18 protein-coding genes are annotated in these 18904 nt (G+C 63.0%); 11 read left to right on the top strand and 7 right to left on the bottom strand.

Features of this window, described 5'->3' with window-relative positions; all coding sequences use genetic code 11:
• Positions 1–50 precede the first annotated feature (50 nt).
• The 6 genes from JNJ66_04375 (at position 51) to JNJ66_04350 (ending at position 5735) form a co-directional block, all read left to right on the top strand.
• Positions 51–698 (top strand): hypothetical protein, encoded by a 648-nt coding sequence (locus JNJ66_04375; GenBank protein ID MBL8159668.1) that lies wholly within the window; start codon positions 51–53, stop codon positions 696–698.
• Between the two features lie 359 nt (positions 699–1057).
• On the top strand, positions 1058–1663 hold the full coding sequence (locus JNJ66_04370; protein MBL8159667.1) for a hypothetical protein: 606 nt from the start codon (positions 1058–1060) through the stop codon (positions 1661–1663).
• Between the two features lie 200 nt (positions 1664–1863).
• Positions 1864–2724 (top strand): hypothetical protein, encoded by an 861-nt coding sequence (locus JNJ66_04365; GenBank protein MBL8159666.1) that lies wholly within the window; start codon positions 1864–1866, stop codon positions 2722–2724.
• 120 nt (positions 2725–2844) lie between these two features.
• Positions 2845–3708: a hypothetical protein gene (locus JNJ66_04360; GenBank protein ID MBL8159665.1), complete on the top strand. Its 864-nt coding sequence runs from the start codon at positions 2845–2847 to the stop codon at positions 3706–3708.
• 95 nt (positions 3709–3803) lie between these two features.
• Positions 3804–4733: a hypothetical protein gene (locus tag JNJ66_04355; protein ID MBL8159664.1), complete on the top strand. Its 930-nt coding sequence runs from the start codon at positions 3804–3806 to the stop codon at positions 4731–4733.
• 123 nt (positions 4734–4856) lie between these two features.
• A complete protein-coding gene (locus JNJ66_04350) occupies positions 4857–5735 on the top strand; it encodes a hypothetical protein (GenBank protein ID MBL8159663.1) in 879 nt (292 codons plus the stop codon).
• A gap of 341 nt (positions 5736–6076) precedes the next feature.
• Here JNJ66_04350 and JNJ66_04345 read toward each other — a convergent pair whose 3' ends face one another.
• From JNJ66_04345 to JNJ66_04335, 3 genes are all read right to left on the bottom strand, one after another.
• Positions 6077–6253, bottom strand: a complete 177-nt coding sequence (locus JNJ66_04345) for a hypothetical protein (protein ID MBL8159662.1) — start codon at positions 6251–6253, stop codon at positions 6077–6079.
• Positions 6254–6869: 616 nt separating this feature from the next.
• Positions 6870–7847 carry a tRNA-dihydrouridine synthase gene (locus JNJ66_04340; GenBank protein ID MBL8159661.1) on the bottom strand — a complete coding sequence of 326 codons (978 nt, stop codon included), beginning with the start codon at positions 7845–7847 and terminating at the stop codon, positions 6870–6872.
• Between the two features lie 63 nt (positions 7848–7910).
• Positions 7911–11279: an ATP-dependent helicase gene (locus JNJ66_04335; protein ID MBL8159660.1), complete on the bottom strand. Its 3369-nt coding sequence runs from the start codon at positions 11277–11279 to the stop codon at positions 7911–7913.
• A 139-nt stretch (positions 11280–11418) separates the two neighbouring features.
• On the opposite strand from JNJ66_04335, the gene JNJ66_04330 reads away from it, so the two are divergent.
• The 5 genes from JNJ66_04330 (at position 11419) to JNJ66_04310 (ending at position 15053) form a co-directional block, all read left to right on the top strand.
• Positions 11419–12021 carry a hypothetical protein gene (locus JNJ66_04330; protein MBL8159659.1) on the top strand — a complete coding sequence of 201 codons (603 nt, stop codon included), beginning with the start codon at positions 11419–11421 and terminating at the stop codon, positions 12019–12021.
• Between the two features lie 95 nt (positions 12022–12116).
• The gene (locus tag JNJ66_04325; GenBank protein ID MBL8159658.1) at positions 12117–12779 is read left to right on the top strand and encodes a hypothetical protein; all 663 of its coding nucleotides are present in this window, start codon (positions 12117–12119) and stop codon (positions 12777–12779) included.
• Positions 12780–12891: 112 nt separating this feature from the next.
• Positions 12892–13653: a TetR/AcrR family transcriptional regulator gene (locus JNJ66_04320; GenBank protein ID MBL8159657.1), complete on the top strand. Its 762-nt coding sequence runs from the start codon at positions 12892–12894 to the stop codon at positions 13651–13653.
• A 174-nt stretch (positions 13654–13827) separates the two neighbouring features.
• The gene (locus tag JNJ66_04315; GenBank protein ID MBL8159656.1) at positions 13828–14424 is read left to right on the top strand and encodes a hypothetical protein; all 597 of its coding nucleotides are present in this window, start codon (positions 13828–13830) and stop codon (positions 14422–14424) included.
• Between the two features lie 110 nt (positions 14425–14534).
• Positions 14535–15053: a type II secretion system protein gene (locus JNJ66_04310; GenBank protein ID MBL8159655.1), complete on the top strand. Its 519-nt coding sequence runs from the start codon at positions 14535–14537 to the stop codon at positions 15051–15053.
• Between the two features lie 50 nt (positions 15054–15103).
• On the opposite strand, the gene JNJ66_04305 is transcribed toward JNJ66_04310, so the two are convergent.
• From JNJ66_04305 to sucC, 4 genes are read right to left on the bottom strand one after another with little or no spacing between them, the layout of a single operon-like run.
• On the bottom strand, positions 15104–16420 hold the full coding sequence (locus JNJ66_04305; protein ID MBL8159654.1) for a class I SAM-dependent RNA methyltransferase: 1317 nt from the start codon (positions 16418–16420) through the stop codon (positions 15104–15106).
• Between the two features lie 47 nt (positions 16421–16467).
• On the bottom strand, positions 16468–16926 hold the full coding sequence (locus tag JNJ66_04300; protein ID MBL8159653.1) for an NUDIX hydrolase: 459 nt from the start codon (positions 16924–16926) through the stop codon (positions 16468–16470).
• A 3-nt stretch (positions 16927–16929) separates the two neighbouring features.
• Positions 16930–17793, bottom strand: a complete 864-nt coding sequence (sucD, locus tag JNJ66_04295) for a succinate--CoA ligase subunit alpha (protein MBL8159652.1) — start codon at positions 17791–17793, stop codon at positions 16930–16932.
• Positions 17786–18868: a succinate--CoA ligase subunit beta gene (sucC, locus tag JNJ66_04290; protein ID MBL8159651.1), complete on the bottom strand. Its 1083-nt coding sequence runs from the start codon at positions 18866–18868 to the stop codon at positions 17786–17788. Before sucC ends, sucD begins: the two co-directional genes overlap by 8 nt.
• Positions 18869–18904: the final 36 nt, after the last annotated feature.

The following is an 18904-nucleotide window of genomic DNA, read 5'->3' as shown; positions in this document are numbered from 1 at the left end:
GCGCAACCAATATACTGGAGTCAAACACTACCTCAAAAGTCAGGAGCGCTATGGAGCCGCAACCCCCGGTCAACAACCCTGATCAGCCACAATCTCCGGGGGTGCCGATGGCGCCGCCCATGGCCCAGCCTCCTGCTCCAGCCGGCACAGTGCCGCCAGCACCCCAGCCAGCCGATCCCGCCGGTCCTCAGCCGGCACCTGGCTACGGCCAGCCACTCCCGTCACCCGCCCAGCCCGCGCCGGTCAAAAAAGGCTTGCCGACCTGGGCGAAGATACTTATCCCGGCGGCGCTTGGTCTGTTCGTGCTGATTGGCGGCGGGATTGCTTTGCTGTTCGCCCTTGTCGGCAACGCCACCAAAGATGCCGAAATTGTCAGCAACCAGGTGGTCAACGCCATCCAGGCCGAGGATGCCGGTACCATTTACGATTTGGCATCAGGCGATTTCAAGCGGGCGACGTCCGAAGCACAGCTTGAAGAAATCGTCTCCTCCATCTCGCCGGCCCTGCAAGGCGAGGAGTCCATCAGCGGCCGGACCATCAAGAACGACAATGGCCGTGAAATGGCCTCCATCGTCTACACCATCGCTACTGGCAGCGGCACGGTGTATGTGCGCGTCGTACTGGAGAAAGACGGCGGGGAGTGGCGCGTCATCAACTTCAGAAGCTCGGAGACGCCGCTTAAGACCGAAGTCAAATAATCAGGCGCGGCGCTGTGGCCATGTGGCGTAGTACGATGAGTATCATTGCTTTTTAAGCATATGTGTGATATAATATAATGATGTACGTTCCTTACCGTCCGCCCCTGCCATAAGGCCAGGGCACAACCGAGAGGCCGGACATGGCACCCTCCAGCATGTTCTGCACGACCTTCAAAACCGGCGAGACCGGCCTGGGCACTGCCATTGGCACCCGGCTCGATGACGACGAACTCCGCGACGCCGCCGAGATGATCTCCAGCGACCGCATGTGGGCGACGCCCGGCGCCACGCTCGAACCGGACTGCATCGACTGGCAACGCACCGGCGGACTGGCTGGTGGCGGACTGAGCGCCGCGCTGATGCACCATGCGCTCTTCGGGGGCGACAGCCTGACGGCCAACCTGAGTCAGGTGGCCGATCTGCCGGGTGTCTGGCTCAGTCTCCACGAGGAGTGCGTGGCCCTGCGGCACTGGCTGGCGTCTATGCGGCGCCTGGCCGATCCCCAGTCGCCGCTGTACGCCCTGCGCGACAGGCTGCACGGCTACCGCGCCGACGGCGGTCAACGGCCAGGGCGGCTGACCACGGCTGATGTCGACTTCATCGTCAACTGGGCCGGTGGCTTCGCGGCGCAGTACTTCCCGTCGGAGATGGGCGGCAAGGCGGCGGCTGATGCAGCAGGCGTCGTCTGCAACGAGACACCGCCACATCGGTTGCTGGACCTGCTGGTCTACAACCGCAGCGGGCTGCGCTGGGCGGGGCACGACGTCATGTTCGTCGGTTTCAACGGCCGGCCGGTGGTCATCGAGGCCTGGATGGCCGATGCCCTGGCCAGCGCGCTGACGACGCATCGCGTTCTGGCTCGCCGGCTGGCGGCCATCGCCCAGCTCTTCAGCCTGTCGGTGGCGACCGGCACGCTGTTGGGCCCGGAGTCGGACATCTGTGCCGTCGCGGTGCGGAGCCACTAGGCTGCCGCCCTGGCCGCCTGCCTGGTCTGCTCAGTAAGGAACGATTCCACGCCCGGCCCGTCAACGAAGACGGCGCCGGGTGTGGGATTGTCACATTGCCGCACTAAGCCGCAGGAGCGGCTGTTTTTATTTGCAGACCGCTACTCCTATTCTTTAAGATAAGACCAGGCGTCCCATCCCCGATCCGAGAGGAAACTGCCATGGAGTACGACCCGGACGTTCACATGTCGCCTACTGTCAGGACGCGCGAAATCGGCCCGGCTGCACCAGAGACTCCCGACGAGAATTTCGCAACTGCCCGCCTCAATCTGGACGAAACGGGATTGGAGCTGGCCCGTCGCACTTTGTTGCAGCCCGCCAGCTGGTGCGGCGGCTTTGGCACGTCGCTTGATTGCCTCGACTGGTGTATCAGTGGCGGCGTGGCCGGCGGTCCGTTGGTAGCGGCGCTGCAGCTGTCGTTCCTGCACGGCGGCACGTTCATCGAGAACCTGGCGGCGGCCGCCCGCAACCCGGGCGACTTCTGGCTCCACCGGGACTGCCTGGCGCTGCAGGGTGGCTGGCTGGAGTGTCTGCGGTTACTCTCGGATGTACGATCGCCGGCGTATGAGCTATACGAGTGGATACATGCCGAGGATCATCCAGCCGAAGGCCTGACGCCGCAGGCCAAAGCCGGTATCGCCGCCTGGGCCGCCCGCCAGACGGCCGAGTACCTGCCGGTGACTGCCAACCTGTCCGACCTCATCGCCCCCGAGGCGAAGCAGTCGGTGCGGGTTGAAGACGCCGCCACCCGCCCCGGCGTAACGGTCGCGGGAGCGCTGGTCTACAACCTGACCAGGCGGCGCCTGGCAGGCACGCGGCAGCTGCGGGATGGCTTGGGCGGTCATCCGGTGGTACTTGATGCGGCCTCGCCTGCCAGGACGGCCGGCTGGGCGTCTTCAATCCCGCTGGAGCAGGTGCTGGTGGCGCATCTGGGCCGGATATTCAGCCTGGCATACGCCGCCCGGCACCTGCTGCTGTCGACGCACCATCTCTTCGTCGTGCGGGACCGCAACGTGCGGTAGGCACCAACTCCGCCCCGGCCTGTCACGCAGGCCGGGCGCGGAGTCTTTTCATATTGCATAAAATATAAAAATGTGCTATAATAGTAAAGTACGCTCTTCCATTCGAGAAAGGCACGCACCGTGTCCGACACCGATTACCCGTCCCGCCGCTACGCCGGCAGCTCCTGCGCTCTTGGTACGGCCGGCATGCAGGTCCGTCCTGCTCATGCCCGGCCTGCCGTCCACACTCCCACCCGGGAGCAGATGGCGGCTGCGCTGCGGCTGGCTGCTTCGCCCGGCGTCTGGGGTGAGACCCCCGATGACGTCGTGCTGGAGTGCTGCGACTGGAAGGTCACCGGCGGTGTCGCCGGCGGCCCGCTCAGCGCGGCGTTGCAGTTGTCTGTCCTGGGCGGCGGCAATCTGCTGGACAACCTCAGCACCGTCATCGCCCAGCCAGACTGCGTGGCCACGCTTCACCGTGACTGCCTGGCTGTCCAGACCTGGCTGCTCGCAGCACAGCGTCTGGCCAGTTCGGGCTCTCCGTTGTACGACTTGTACAACTGGCTGCACCGCGACGAAGCCGTTCGCGGCAACTGGCTGTCCGATACCCACCGGCTGCGGATTGCCTCATGGGCCCGTAGCCTGACGCGGGAACTGCTGGCGGCTGGCCTGGACGACGAAGACCCGGCACAGCGGCCCGCCGGCGTCCCCTTCCTGGACACGGCTACCCGCCGTGACAGCGAGGGCGCCGGCATGCTGGTCTACAACCGGACCGGCCAGCGCTTCCAGGGTGCGGTGTCTGTCAACGGACTCGCTGGCGGCTACCCGGTCGTCATCGACGCCGACGCCCTGCGCCGCAGTGCTGTCATGCTGGTGTCCCAGCCCGACCGGCAGCGGCTGGCCACGGCCGCCGCCCAGCTGTTCAATCTGGCCTACGCCACCGGCTGGCTGCTGCAGCCGCTCAGCGGCGTGGTCTGTGTCTGGAGTGAACCCGTCACCTCGTGAGGAGCGTGCCGCGCCCGTGCCAGCCATTGCTGCTGGCCGGGCGCGGCATCGCCAAGTTTTGCACTGACACAACAGCCGCTGAAGCGGTATTTTTATTGCAAATACATATATTTTATGTCATAATACGCACGCACGTCCCAACTATGAAACGAGGTACCAACGTGTCAACGTCCGACTCCAAGCGAATCAGCTGCACCGTGCTGACCATCGGCGATGCTGCTCTGCCGGAGCCGTCCGAGGCCCACCCGTTCGCCTGGTTGGCCCTGCACGACATCGACGACCAGATGGTCGCCCGTGCGACCTCTCTTCTGGAGCAGCCGGCCAGCTGGGGCGGCAGTGGCGTCTACTCGACCCGCTGCCTCGACCAGTGTGAAACCAGCGGTGTGGCGGGCGGCGCCCTGCTGCCCGCGTTGCAGTTGTCGGTGTTCGAAGGTGGCGATTTCAGGTCCAACCTGGCGAAGCTGCTCGGCCGCCGCAGGCAGCTCAACGTGCACGAGGGCTGCCTGGTGCTCAGTGGCGCCTGGCTGGCTGCCGTCCGGCAGCTGGCTGACCCCGACGCACCGGTCTACGAGCTGTACGAGCGGATCCACGCCGGCTGCGGCGACGGCCCCTGGCTGAAGCCTCCGGCCAAGGACCGGGTGGTTCGCTGGGCCGCCGGCCTGCCCGACGACTTCGTGCCGCCGCTCCGGACGTCGCTGAGCGACTACCTGGGCGACCTGTCCGGGCGGATGCTGCTCGGCGAGCAGGCTGCGCGTCCCTGCTGGGACGGTGCCGGGCTGCTGGTCTACAACCTGACGGGAAGCAGCTTCGACGCGATGAGCGCCATGAAGCAGCTGCTCGGCAGCGCTCCGGCCGTCCTCGACGCCCAAGCGGCGCTCAAGACGGCCACCTGGGTGACCGGGGAGCCGAACGCTGCCCTCATCCTCCGGCACGTCGGCCAGCTCTTCAACCTGGCCTGTGCCGTCGGGACGCTCATAAAGTCCCGGCACAAGCTCGTCGTCGTCCGCCAGGGTGACGACGCGTGAGTACTGCTCCGCCCCGGCCTGCCACTGCGCGCAGGCCGGGTGCGGAGGTTTTTTATTGCAAAAACTTCATGGATATGCTCTTATATAGTACGGACACCGTACCGACGACGAAAGGTGCCTTCGATGCCCGACCCTCGCCCGACCCACCGCTTTCTCTCGCGTGTTACCAGATTGGAACAATGGGGGCCGAGCGTACGTCCCCAGCTGGCCCGCCCGGCCATCTACCCGCTGGACGACGAGCTGCATGCCACCGTCCAGCACTTGGTGACCAGCGGTTTCAGCTGGGGCCAGCGACCGACCGCCGCCATGCTGGAATGCCTGGACTGGAAGACTGTCGGCGGCGTTGCCGGCGGTCCCCTGTCGGCCGCGCTGCAGATATCGGCCGTGCGCGGCGGCTCGTTCCTCGAGCACCTGGAGTACATCGCCAGCCTGCCGCAGTTCTACGCCAGCCTGCACCGAGAGTGCCTGGCGATGTGGCACTGGTGGGTGGCGCTCCAGCAGCTGGTTGATGAGCGTTCGCCGGTGTACGACATGTACGAGTGGCTCTACTTCGACAGGACCGGAGGAAAGACCGATCAGGAGCCGCGTCTGTCGCCAGAGCTGCGCCGCTACATCGCCGACTGGGCGCACCGCCTGACGCCGGAGTACATGCTAAACCTGCAGGAGGTGCTGCGGCGGGCTGCACAACTGCCGCCCGGCACGCTGCACGAGATGCACCTGCCGACCCGCAGCCCTTCCTACGGTGTCGGGCTGCTTGTCTACAGCCGCACCGGCCTGCCCTTCGAGGCGGTGGACAACATCTGGCAGGCGACAGGTGCTTACCCGGTCGTCCTCGACGCCCAGGCGCTCCATCGTACGGCGCAGCTGATCGGTGACAGTCCGGAGCACCGCCTGCTGGCCGAAGCCGTCGGCCAGCTGTTCAGCCTCGCCTACGCCACGACGTTCCTGCTGCGGCAGGACCATCACGTCATGAGTGTGTGGTGTGAACGACTGGCCCACTGAGGCCGCCGCCCCGCGCCCGCCCGAGATCCGGTTGGGCGCGGGGCTTTTGCTTTTTCGCCCATGATGTGTCGTGAGTCGTATGTACTGGCGCGTCATTCGTGATAAAAAAGAACACCTGCCAGCCTGGCGGGTGTTATATGTTGCGTGGGATAGGCGCCGGGGCCCGGTGATCGCGTCGGAGGGGGGGCGCAGATCACCGGGACACCCGGCCTGAATGACGTGCGGACGGACCGCTTTCGTCACCCAGCTTCAGCGGGTGGTGGCCCACTGAAGATTTGTATGCCCGCCATCAGGCGGACGTGGCCCTGGTGGTCAGGGCGACCGGTTGGTGCGCGGCGGGGTCATTTGCCGTTTTCATCAACCCACTGCTTGCGGCAGTTGGAGTTGTGGCCGGTGCCGCCGCAACCACCGCCGCCAAGGACGCCTCCACAGGTTCCGGTGCCACCGCGGTCTTGACGGCTGGTGCCGTCGCAACGCCCGCAGCAGCCGGAGCACTTGGTGCTGGTGATGTACTTCATCGCTTCACCTCTGGGGTGTCGTCGGAGTGTTCCGGTCGTGCCAGTAGTGCGACAACTGGTAATACTATTATAGCATACTGCAGCGTATAAGTCAATAATGTGACGTCATGCACAGCATAAGCAGACAAAGCAAAAACCCGCCAGCGTGGTCGCCTGTCGCCTCTCGAATGAGGGCGACGGGTGGCCACGCTTATTGCGGGTGTCACGGAGTGATGTAGAACGGCTGGGTGGCCGGACCCCTTCGCGCTGGAGGGGTCCGCGCGTCGGGTGGTGGCCCGGCCACCCAGCTTTGGAAGCACGTGCGCGAGCGCGCACTCATCATCCCGGGCACGGGATGACGGTAGGTGCTTCCGTTATGCACGGCAGCGGCTGCGTAGGGCGTGGAGACGCCCGGAGTGCGAGGCGCAGCAGCGGCCGGGGCTTATCTGTAAGGTGCCGCGGAGCGGATCAGAGGTCGGGGGCCCTTCCCCGCTCCGCGGCCATGCCGTCGGCGGGCTGGATTCCCCTCGCGGAAGGGAGGAACGCCGGCGGCCACTAGCAATTGCAAACAAATATAGCGAGTTCTACGATGACTCAACGTCCATAAGTAATAACTTACCCACTCTTTGTACAAATATTACGCAGAAATGTCAATAATATGGCGGACTTCCGTTGTAGATTTCGCACTCATCAGCCGTTCGCGCAGTTCGCTGGCACCGTCGAAGTTGCGTATATATATTTTGAAGAATCGTTTGAGCGGGTCGAATTTGCGCGGCTGGACGCGGCCGGCCGCATCAAAGGCATCCAGGTGCGAGCGCAGCAGGGCCAATAGCTCCTTCCGGTCATGCTGGCCTGGCGCGGTAGAAAAACAGAACGGGTTGGTGAAGATGCCCCGCCCGATCATGACGCCGTCGAGCCCGTACTGTGCCGCCAGGGTTTCGCCATGCTGGCGATCCATGATGTCGCCATTGCCGATGACCGGTGTCTGTGGAGCGATAGCGTCCCGGAGGGCGATGACCTGTGCGAAAGCCTCGTGGTGTGCCGGCACCTTGCTCATCTCGCGCTGGGTACGGGCATGGACGGTCAGGGCGGCGAGGTCCTGGCGCAGCAGATGACCGATCCATTCCTCTATGACCGGTGTGGTGAAGCCGATGCGTGTCTTGACGCTGACTGGCAGGCCGCTTTCTTTGGCGGCAGCGATGAGCTCTGCGGCCAGCGGCGGGTTGTTGATGAGTGCCGAGCAGGCGCCGGTCTTGATGACGTCCTTGACCGGACACCCCATGTTGATATCGATGCCGTCATACCCCATGTCTGCCAAGGCACGCCCCATCTGTGCGAATTGTTCCGGGCGGGTACCCCAAATCTGGGCGACTAACGGCACCTTGGGCACCGGCTGGCCGCCGGCCGCGGCGATCGGGTCTTCGGTAGCCAGCCGGCCGCGGGTCGAATGGATGCCTTTGGGGCTGCAAAAACTGGCCGCGTTGACAAACTCCGTGAAATAGATGTCCGGGGCGGCAGCCTCGCTGACGACGCGACGGAAGACATTGTCGGTCACACCCTCCATCGGGGCAAGCACAAAAAACGGGCGTGGCAGTTCATTCCAAACAGTCTTCATATGATTACGGTATTTAACTTATAATATAACTTTTCATGTGAAAAGCAATGTGGCAGTCCTTCCCTATTCCTCCAGCGTCGAGATCAGCCAGTCTTCAAACTTGATGATATCTGAGAGGTTGCTGTTGTAGAGGCTGACATCCGGCAGCTCCAGCCGTTTGACGTGCTGCCACATGGCGCGGATAAGCAGCCTGGTGCGTTCGACCTCCTTCGGGTCGCAGGTCAGCTCCAAAGTATTGATGGCACCCTCGTTATCCGGGTCGACAAACTCCAGCAGGCCTTTGTCGACCGTGTAGCCGCGGTACGTATGCGAGCCCTCGACCAAAAGCTTATAGGCGTAGAGCTGCTGGCGGTACTTGTGCAGCTTGGTGTCGCTTTTCCAGCGGGCGTAGCTGGCGCCGGTCTTGTAATCGACGACAGTGATCTTCTTGGCCTTCTGGTCGATGCGCAGCAGGTCGACCTTGCCGCCGAGGTGCGCCGGGCCGATAAACACCCCTTCGTGCTTGAAGTTGACCTCTGCCTTGTCGCCCGGCCTGAAGCTGGCTGCCCGGGCTGGCAGATAGGTCGTCAGGGCGTGGCTGCCCCGCTCGCTGAGTTGTTCGAGCACGTGTGGTGTGAGATGGCGTTCTTTGAGGTGGTCGCGGAAGTGTTGGGCCAGCTGCTCCGGCGTCGGCATGGCGCTGCCGCCGTTGAGCTGTTTTTGGAGCCACTCGATGGCTTCGTGGATGGCGGTGCCGTAGATGCTGTCGGCGGTCGGGGCCGATGGGAAGCGCAGCAGCACGCTGAAAAAGAAATCTTCCGGGCCGCCATATTGCAGGTCGGTGAACTTGGTCAGGTGGGTCGGGCTGAGCTGGTAGGCGTCGAGCCGCTCGGCCAGCAGGTCGCGGATAGTGACGGCGCCGTGGTGGTCGAGGTGTTTGGTGCGCCAGTTCAGCTCCAGATGATCGAGGGCGATTGGTTTTTCATCATGTGTGTGAATGGTCCGGACATGCTCGGGCAGGATAAGGCTGGCATGTGACCCGTCCGGCTGCTCAAGCTCGTTCATGTACTTCAGGCGGCGGTTGGTCTTGCCACTGAAAGTCCCGGTGAAGCTGGTGAAATGCAGGCCGAGCTTGGCGCGGGTGATAGCCACGAAGAAGATACGCAGGCGTTCATCCGGTGTGGTGGCCCCTGGCCGGACCGGTGCCATATTGGCCGGCAGCGTCAGGCGGTTGCTGTTGCCGCGGGATGTCTCGCCCCAGACGTCATCGTGCAGGCTAGGCAGGAAGACATGTTCAAACTCCAGGCCCTTGGAGCGGAAGACGGTCATCAGCTGGACGGCATCGGCATGCTGGTTGTACGGGCTGGTGTTGAGCATCTGCTGACCGGCCCGTTCGTACAGGCCGATGAAGTGGATAAGGTCGCGCAGGACCAGCGGCCGGTCGCTGGCTTCCTGGTGTTCGCGCAGCTTGGCGCGCAGCACCGTCAGGTGCGACAGGGTGTGGTAGAACAGCTCGGGCTCCTTGAGGCTGCCTCCCGCCAGGTCGCTGAGGTCAGGGCTGAGCAGATAATCGCGTAGCGGTGACGAGGCGGTCGGGAGACGCTCGTCATTGGTGATGAGTTCGGCGGTGCCGCTGAGGTAATCGAGCATCATTTCCAGCGATAGTTCGTCTGCCTGGGCGGCCAGTGTCAGTAGTAGCAACGCGGGCTGCTGGAAGCGTGCTTGCTCCAATAGCTCCTGGCTCCAGCTGAGGCTGCCGCGGCTATCGCTGACCTTCCAGCTGATCTCCCAGATGTCGCGGACGGGTATCTGCCAAAAGTCATAGCTCAATACTTCGGGCCAAAGACTGTTGGCTATCTGGGTATTGTTGTCACGCAGTGCCAGTACCAGCCGGCTCATACCGACAAGTTGCCGGATGACCGGTGCCTGCAAAATGTTCTCGCGCTTCTCGTACGAGACCGGGATGGTGCGTTCATTCAGGTGTGCCACCAGCGGCTCCAGGTATTTGTGCTTTGGTGCCAGCACGGCGATTTCGGCCGGCCTGGTCCCCTGGCGGATAAGCTGCTCAATCTGTTCGGCAATCCAATCGTACTGGGCGATGTCACTGACGAACTCATCGCGGGAGATAAGCGCCTGGCCGCCAAACTTGGGGTTGCTGGCCACCAGCTCTTTCTCCAGGCCCGGGAAATGGTGGTGCAGCCGGGCGTCGATCTGGGTGGCGACCGCATGCGCCGTCTGCAGGACTTCGCCGTGCGAACGGTAGTTCTCTTTGAGGTTGATGACTTGCACGCCACGATAGGCATTGAAGAAATCGAGCATATTGGAGTAATTGGCGCCCTGAAAGGCATAGATGGCCTGGTCGTCATCACCTACCGCCATGACGTTGGGGCGTCCTTCGTGGACGGGGTTGTCGGTCAGCAGTTCCACCAGGCGGAACTGGGCGGCGTTCGTATCCTGGAACTCATCCAGCAAGAGGTACTGGTAGCGCTCCTGCAGGGTGAGGCGCAGGTCATCGTTGGTTTCGAGAGCATGGATGGCGCGGAGGATCATGTCATCGAAATCGTAATAGCCGGACTTTTCGAGCGCGTCCTGATACTGTTCCATGACGTCGGCCAGCGCATGTAGCCGCCGGTTGGTCAACTCGCCGGTGATGACGAACTGGTTTTCGTTGTTCTTGGCCAGCCAGTCATTCTTCCATTTGGTCAGCGGTGTGGTCTTGCCGATGGCCTCGGCTTCGCGCATGGCCTCGTCCAATGCCTGGCAGGCCAGTGTGGCCAGCGGTGCGAAATGCCGGTTGACCGGCTCGTCCGGCACAAGGGTGTTCAGCCGGGAGGCTAGCTCTGAAAATAGCGGCATGGCCTTGTCCAGTTTGCCGGGCATCCGTGAGAAATCGGCGAACAGCTCGCCGGTCATGGTGCTGCCCATGACGATGAAGGCATGGTTCTCGGCGGCAATGGCGCGCAGGTCGTCGCCTGAGAGCAGCGCCCGTTTGATCTCGCTGATGGTGGATATAAGGTCGGAGAGATGGTATTCGGTCTGCTTGAGCGGATTGAGGTAGCTCATGCCGGCAACTATCGTCTCGACGATCTGATGCTTCCCCAGTTCGTCGACAGGCCGCTCCAGACGGCTCTCGGTGAAATACTCGCTAAAACGCTTGATGAGCCCGCCGCCGAACTCATGGTAGGTGCCGATCTGGACGTCATATGCCGCTTGGCCGATGAAACGCGTCAGACGCTCGCGCATATTGGAAGCGCCGCTCTCGGTAAAGGTCAGGCACAGGATATTTTCTGGCAACGTATCGGTCTTGAGCAGGATGTTCGCCACGCGCATGCCCAGCAGCTGGGTCTTGCCCGTGCCCGGCCCGGCCAGGACCAGCAATGGTCCGTCGATGGCGCGCACCGCTGCCTGCTGTGCCTGGTTGAGCTGTTTGAATGATTGGTCGAAGCTGTTCATCGTTTCCTAGTGTAGCATCGGCTTATGAAATCGGGATGAAACGGAGAGGCAGACTATTTACAAATTTTCACTATCAGACCATACTACTCTCGTCCATGCCAGTCCACCCTAGGACAGCATCTGCAAAAGGAAATGTGCAATGACGCGCAAACCGCATGACACCGTCCGCCTGTACGACAGTGCAAGTGGCTACTCGCTGCGACAGCATGCCTTGATGGAGGCCGCCCGTGTGCTATACGAGCGCTCCGGACAGCTGACCGTCGAAACCGTTTCCGACCTGGCCGACTATAGTCAGGCCAGTGTCAGGACAGATTTTGCCAGTCTGGATGTCCTGCTGGCGGCCGCCTACCTGCGCGATGTCAACGATCTTGAGCGGGCGTTCAGGATGGTGGAGATCTACGCACCCGATGAAGCGCCGCGGGCCTTCTGGTTCGGTCTCAGCCATCCCTCCCGGCGGCGAATGGTCAAGGCGGTCATCAGCTTGGGTGAGCGGGTGGCGCCACCGGGCAACCATCCACTGCTGCTGCGGCTGTGGGTGGTCATGCAGGACGCCATCCAGCGGGGTTGCTTCGGGTCCGTCAACCTGCTGCGGATCAACGCGGCGGACATCGCCCGGACCCACACGATCCAGGCCCTGCACCACCTGGACGCCTGCGGCCCGCTGACTGGTGAGCGTCGTGAACAAGCGGTTGGGCATGTGCTTGAGCTGTTCCGCCTGGCACTGGCGCCACCTGAAGCGTGAGGGCAATGACGCCACCCGGCTGCCCCAGCGCGACGTATCGCTGGCAGCCGGGTGGCGTGTTTCATGCCTGTATAATTGCAAAAAAGTACTGATGAGTGTATAGTATGCACGTCCAGCCCATCGACACCCTGCAACTTCGACACGAAGGACCGCATATGGATTCCTACGCAGCCGCCTACGGGCTGCCCGACGACTTCACCATCCGTCAGATCGCAATCATCCAGGCCGTCCGCCGCATTTATGAACGCGGCGAGATGCCGACGGACGAGGCCGTGGCTGACGAGGCCGATTGCGGCCGCAGGTCGATCCGTGCCAGCTTCCCGGACCTCAGGATGGCCGTGACGCTGGCCTACCAGCTCGATGTCCTGGACATCGAGCGGGCCATCGGGCTCATGCTGGAAGTGGAGCCTGAGCGGGCTCTGCGCGTGCTGGTGCGGACGCTCGGCCGCAACGACCGGCTGGGACTGGTGCGGGCCGTGTTGGCCGCTGGCTACTCGCCCTTGCCCGATGGCGCACCGCCACTGCAACTGCAATTGCAGCGGCTGCTGGAGCGCTGCATCAAGGAGAGCAACCTCGGCAACCCCGAGTGCCTGGAGGTTGACCCGGTCGAGCTCGCCGAGCGCCACCTGAGAATCATCCTGGTGGGCTTTCGCGGGGCACGAGGAGATCGCCTCATCAAGTCCCGCAACGAGGAGGTCCGCAAGTTTCTCGCCAACATCAAGCGCGAGATCACGCAGCCCGCGGCCGCCAGCACCTAGCCGCGCATCCGCCCGGCATCACGCCGTCACGCTTGGCAACTGGAATACGTTGCCGGTCGTGGCGGCGTATTTCAGTTTGGAAACACCTTATATTGACTTTTTTAACGAAATGGTGTATAATAATATAGATAGACACGGCACCCAGCCGCGTCATCGTACTGTCCGGCTACACCCGAGCAAAGGAAACGTCATGACCGGCGAAAAGCCCGCCACGCCCCACGCCCGCAGTGCCCGCACCCGTCGCGACCGATCGCGGGCCGCCATCATCCAGGCGGCCCGCGAGATATTCGCTGTCGAGGGCTTCGAGCTCCGTGTCAGCGAGGTCGCCCGGCGTGCCGGTGTCGCGGACCAGACCGTTTACGGCCACTTCACCTCCAAGGACCTGCTCATCGTCGAGGCCTTCGAGAAGGAGCTCGACCTGTTCGAGGAGGAGGTGGAAGAGACGCTCCAGGGTGACGGGGCGATGGCAGCCCTGCAGGCCTTCCTGCGGCTGCTCTGCAACTCCGTGTACCGCCCGCTCGTCCAAATCGCTTTCCAGCAGGAGCACAACGTCGTGCCCTTCGAGGCCGGCTCGCTCCTGCGTCAGCTGGAGCTGCTGCTCGACACGATCCTGCAGGCCGCAGTGAGAGAGCGGCTCGTCCAGGACCAGCAGGTCGAGACGGGTGAGGTGGCCGAGGTCTTCGCCTACGCGGCCCTGCGCCGCATCGGCCGTGACCGGCCGCGGACCACCGACGAGGCCGATCCCATCGTCAGCCTCATGCTCCACCTGATCACCAGCGCGATGGGCATCGATTCCGCCGTGCTCGACATCAGTGAACGGGAGGACGACCTCGACCTCGACCTCGACGTCGAGGTCGACGCGCACAACGACTAGCCGACAGCACCACCACACCACCCCACCGACCCCGCGATAGGAAATACACCATCGCCAGTCGGCGGCGGTGGTGTATTTCTTTTGTTTACTTTTCATACTTTGGGGAGTAAGGTTATGGGCAGGTCTGACAAAGAGTGCCGCGCCCGTGGCGCCGCCTGTCCCTGGAGGATAAGCGTGTCTACACCAGCGTTGCTGCAAGGCTCCGAATTCGTGGAGATTTTCCATGCCACCAGGCGGCTCTTTGCCGATGGTGGCACCGTCCGGCTGTCGGATGTCGCCAACGAGGTCGGCCTGTCGTACGGCCGGGTGCGTGGGTTGTTCGGAACGGTCGAGGGACTCCTGGCCTCTGCCTACTACGATCAGGTGGTCGGGCTCTGTGAGGAGCTTGGCTGGTGCCTGTGTGACGTCGGCCCTCAGTCCGCACTGACGCTGCTGGTAAAGCGGCTGTGCAGCGAGCGGCACCGCCCGCTGGTGAGGGCCATGGTCCGCTGCGGCGACCTGCAGCTGAAAGGCCAGTCGGAAAGCATGGCGTCCAGACTGTACGCTCTGATCGAAGGGTGCATACTGCAGGGCAGGAACGACGGATCCATAGCGCCTGGCATCGATCCCGACTTGCTGATCCGCTACTTCATGGCGGGCGCCCTCCAGGCGATACTCAGCTGGAGCCCCTCCGACTCCGAGGGGCTGGAGGATTTCCTTCTGGATCAGATGCCCGCGGTCTTCGGGCTGCGGCCGCCGGAGCCGCATGCCGCACCCATGACTGGAGCCTGACCTGTTGCCGCCGGCGACCCGCGCATCTGCGTGCGGGTCGCCGGCGGCGTCTCTAATTGTGCTATACTGCAAAGTAAGCAATAGCATAAAATGAATACTTCAAGCACAGTATGAAACGTCTTCTTCGCACACAGCAAACCCGGGGCTTCACCATCGCCGAAATGGTTATTGTCATCACTATCATCGGCGTATTGCTGACGGTCGGGTTTACCGTCTTCCCGACTGCCCAGCGCGATGCCCGTGATCATCAGCGCGAAACCAACATGAAGTTGCTGGCCGCGCAACTCGACCTGTACTTTACAGAGAACGGCCACTACCCCATCGACCAAAGCATGAAGACCAGCGCCGGCTATACCTGGGTCAAGAACAACCTGCCCGGCTTCCCTATCACCGGGCTGATTGCGCCCAACGCGCCCCCAGGCACCACTAATTCAATCGCTACCTCTGGCCCCGCCACCCGCACGAACTACCGATACTATGCCTACCAGGCGGATGGCAGCGGCTGTTTTTACACCGCCGAGCCGCCGGCTCCAGGCGACCCGGAGCCAGAGGATTGCGTCAGTTTCCAGATAGATTACTACTCCGAAGCCAAGGGCCAGGTGCTCAACGTCAAGAGCCGCCGCAGGTAGCCGTCATCAGAAAACGCAGCAAAGAGCCGCCCTGTGTCCGGACGGTTCTTTTATGCCAGGGTGCTTAGTACGATAAGGCTTTCGATGTGCGGCGTCCGTGGGAAAAAGTTGAAGCCGTGGCTGGTTTCGATGCGATAGCCAGCCTGCAGCAGGGCTACGTCCCGCGCTTGGGTGCTGGGGTTGCAGCTGAGATAGATGATACTTGGCGGGCGCTGATCCAGCAGGCGCGCCGTCACGTCGGCGTGCAGCCCGGCGCGCGGCGGGTCGACGATGACAGTCTGGCCGGCGGTGATATGGTCCAGTGCATCTTCCGAAGCGGCATGGACGATGGTGGCTGCCGTCTTGCTGCTCGCCTGGACATTGCGCTCCATTTCCAACACGCAGGCCCGGTTCAGTTCGACCATCGTCGGGGCGCTGCCGCCGATGGTCAGGCCGATGCTGCCGACGCCGCTGTACATATCGAGCACCGGCGTGTCCGGCAAGATCCACTGCCGCATGGCCAGCAGGGCCTGTTCGTAAACCGGTAGATTGACCTGAAAGAAGCCCTCGGTGGCGTAACGGAAGGTCGTGCCAAGCAGGCTATCTTCGAGATACTCGCTTCCCCAGTGCCCGAGCACTTTGGTGATGACCGAGGCGGGGCTTTTGGGATTGGAAAAGATGACGCTGAAACCGTGGAGGCCCAGGTCCTTTGCGTCCGTTTCGGTGATGGCTGCAAAATCGTCATCCTTGACATAGAGTTGCGCGGTCACGGCATCCTGTTGGTTGCAGCGGATAAGCAGTGTCTTGAGTGCACGGGCCGTGACGCCTTTTGCGCGCAGCAGATCGCGGATCTGGCGGGCAGCCTGGTTGATACTCTCACGGGCCAGGCTGGTGCCTTCTACGGGCAGCTTACCCTTGCTGCCTCGTCTGAAGAACGCCAGGTCGAGCTGCTCGCGGCCAGCATCATCGGTCTGGCCATACCAGGAAAACTCCACCTTGTTGCGATACCCGTACCAGCTGTCGCCATTGGTGAACCGTTCGTCTTCCAGAGTGATACCCTGTTGTGCGAAAGCGTCGCGGATAAGCTGTTGCTTCCAGTGCAGCTCGGCGGACTCGTCAAGTATCTGCCAGGGCGAGGTCGAAAGGTAGCCTTCGCCGTCACGCGGGGCGATGCGCTCCGGGCTGGGCTGCACGACTGTTGCGGCCGCGCCCTCGGCCCAGTCGCGCTTAGAGCGGGCGAGGCGCACCATGACTGTCTCGCCGGGCAAGGCACCCCATACGAATACCTTCTTGCCATCAGGCAACCGGCCAAGGGCTTGTCCGCCGTTGACCAGCTTTTCCAAAATGACCGGGCCGACCGGCTCGGCGGGCAGTTTTGCTCGTTTCATTCCCATGAGTATAGCGGAGTGGCGGCGTGGTGCAAGCGGAATGGCTTCTAGTGATGCGGCAGGGACGGAGTTTGCAAGGCCTGCCCTATCAATGTGGAGCGCGGCGAAGGTAGGGTGCCGGTATCATGCCAGTCGCAGGTAAGTAATTCTGGCGAACGGGAGCTGGCTACCAGCCGGTGCTCCAGCCGTACCGTGAACAGGTCGACGACGAACGGCCGGCTGCCTTCATCGCAGCTGAAACGCCCAATATGCTGCAGTGCATCAACCGGCGCGACGATACCGGTTTCTTCGCGCAGTTCGCGGATGGCGGCTGCCGCCGGGGTCTCGTTGCGCTTGCAGGCACCGCCCGGCAGGCTCCAGAGTTGCTGTCCGAACCAGTTTTGGACAAGCAGGATGTGCGACTCGTGGTCAAGGACGGCCACGCGGACGCGCCGGCGCCTGTCGAACCGCTGGATTGGGATGGTGCGGGCAGCCAGACGGCCCAGGAAACGATGGAGCCGGCGCATGGGTCAGCTCTCTGCCAATCGCGCGATAAGGGCCGGCAGGCTGTCGGCGGTAATAGCGCCCGCATCGGCCAGGGCGGCAGTCTTGGCAGCGGCCGACTCGTCCTGACTGCCCATGATGGCCCCGGCATGACCCAGGCGGGTTTCTGGCGGGGCGCTATGGCCGACCACATAGGCATAGACCGGCTTGCTGACATGACGGGCGATGTAGTCGGCGGCGCGCAGTTCATCCTGGCCGCCGATCTCACCGATCAGCACGATACGGCGCACGGCCGCATCCGCCTCAAAAGCCGCCAGGCAGTCAACGAAGGAGACGCCGCGCATCCGGTCGCCACCAATGCCGACGATGCTGTACTGGCCGATACCGGCCGCACCAAGGCTGGCAGCCGCCTCGTACGTCAGGGTGCCGGAGCGGCTGACGATGGCCGTGTCGCCCGGCCTGCCGACGCTGGCAGGAATGATGCCCAGTTTGATGATGTCAGGAATAAGGATGCCGGGACAGTTGGGGCCCAGGATGGTCACGCCCTGGCGGCGGGCCGCCCGCATGACGGCCAGCATGTCGTGAACAGGAATATGTTCCGTGATGACCACGATGAAGGTAATGCCGGCCTCGATGGCCTCAAGCAGGGCTTCCTTGGCAAACGGCGCCGGTACGAAAACGACACTGATCTGCGGCTGGTGGGCAGCGACTGCCGCCTTAACGGAGTTGTACACCGGAACGCCAGCGGCTTCCTGTCCGCCCTTGCCCGGCGTGACACCGCAGACTACATTGGTGCCGGCAGCCAGCATGCCTTTGGTGTGGAACAGGCCATGCGAGCCGGTAATGCCCTGCACGAGGACCGGCGGCCTGCTGAGAAGCCGCTCAAACATGGAGTGCTCCCTCGATACATTCCTGGAGTGATGTATAGAGCGGTATGCCGGCCTCGGCCAGCAGTGCGCGTCCCGCCTCCTCGTTGGTGCCAGTCAGGCGGATGAAGAGCGGCGGCAGGCCCGCGACTTCCCGGCGGGCGCTCAGGATGGCGCGGGCCACATCGTCGCAGCGCGTGATGCCGCCGAAGATATTGACGATGATGGCCGAGACCTGCGGCAGGCTGCTTATCTGCTGAAATGCGGCCAGCATCTTGTCGCTGCTGGTGCCGCCGCCGATATCAAGGAAATTGGCCGGCCGGGCGCCGGCAGCGGTGATGGCATCAACGGTGGCCATGGCCAGGCCGGCGCCATTGGCCATCGATCCCCAGACCGGGCCGCCCCCTCCATCCACGGGCAGGCTGACAAACTGGCTGCTTTGCGGCGGGCGGGGCCAGTGCTGGCTGTGGCGGTAGCCGGCATCGTCGTCGAGTTCAATCTTGGCGTCGGCGCAGACCAGTTGGTTCTGCTTGGTCAATACAAGCGGATTGATCTCGAGCAGCAGCATATCCTCGCTGACGAACGCATCGTACAACTGGCCAAGCAGGCGCTGCAACTGGTCAGCCGCGCCGGCTGGCAAGTCGAAGTACGCCAGCAGCTCATCGGATAACGCGCTGTCTGGTGCCGCTTCCAGCACGAAACGACGCAGCGGCTCCTCGGCCGTGGCCGCCTGTTCGATATCGACGCCACCCTGCTTGTGTGCCAGGAGCACGATGGTCGCCTCGGCCGTGTCGACCATCAGCGACAGATAATATTCTTTTTTGATATCCAGCAAGGCTTCGGCAAGGAGACCTTCGGTGCCGTAGCCGGATATTTCACGCGTGAAAAGTTCCTGGCCGAGCTGTGCCGCCTCTGCCAAGGTGGTGGCGACCCTGATGCCTCCGGCCTTGCCGCGGCCGCCCACGGGGACCTGCATCTTCAGGACTACCGGCAACGGCAGTTCCAGTGGTGCCACTGGCGATTCCAACAGTTGGCTCACCGGCAAGCTGACCCCTTGCATGGCCAGTAGATTCTTTGCCTGGTACTCCAACAATTTCATACACTTGCCATTGTACCCCACTCTTCAGGTAGAATA

This window comes from Candidatus Saccharibacteria bacterium, from assembly GCA_016789455.1.
In the GTDB taxonomy this organism is placed as follows: domain Bacteria; phylum Patescibacteriota; class Saccharimonadia; order Saccharimonadales; family Saccharimonadaceae; genus CAIJKY01.
This window is presented reverse-complemented; position numbering and strand designations above follow the sequence as displayed.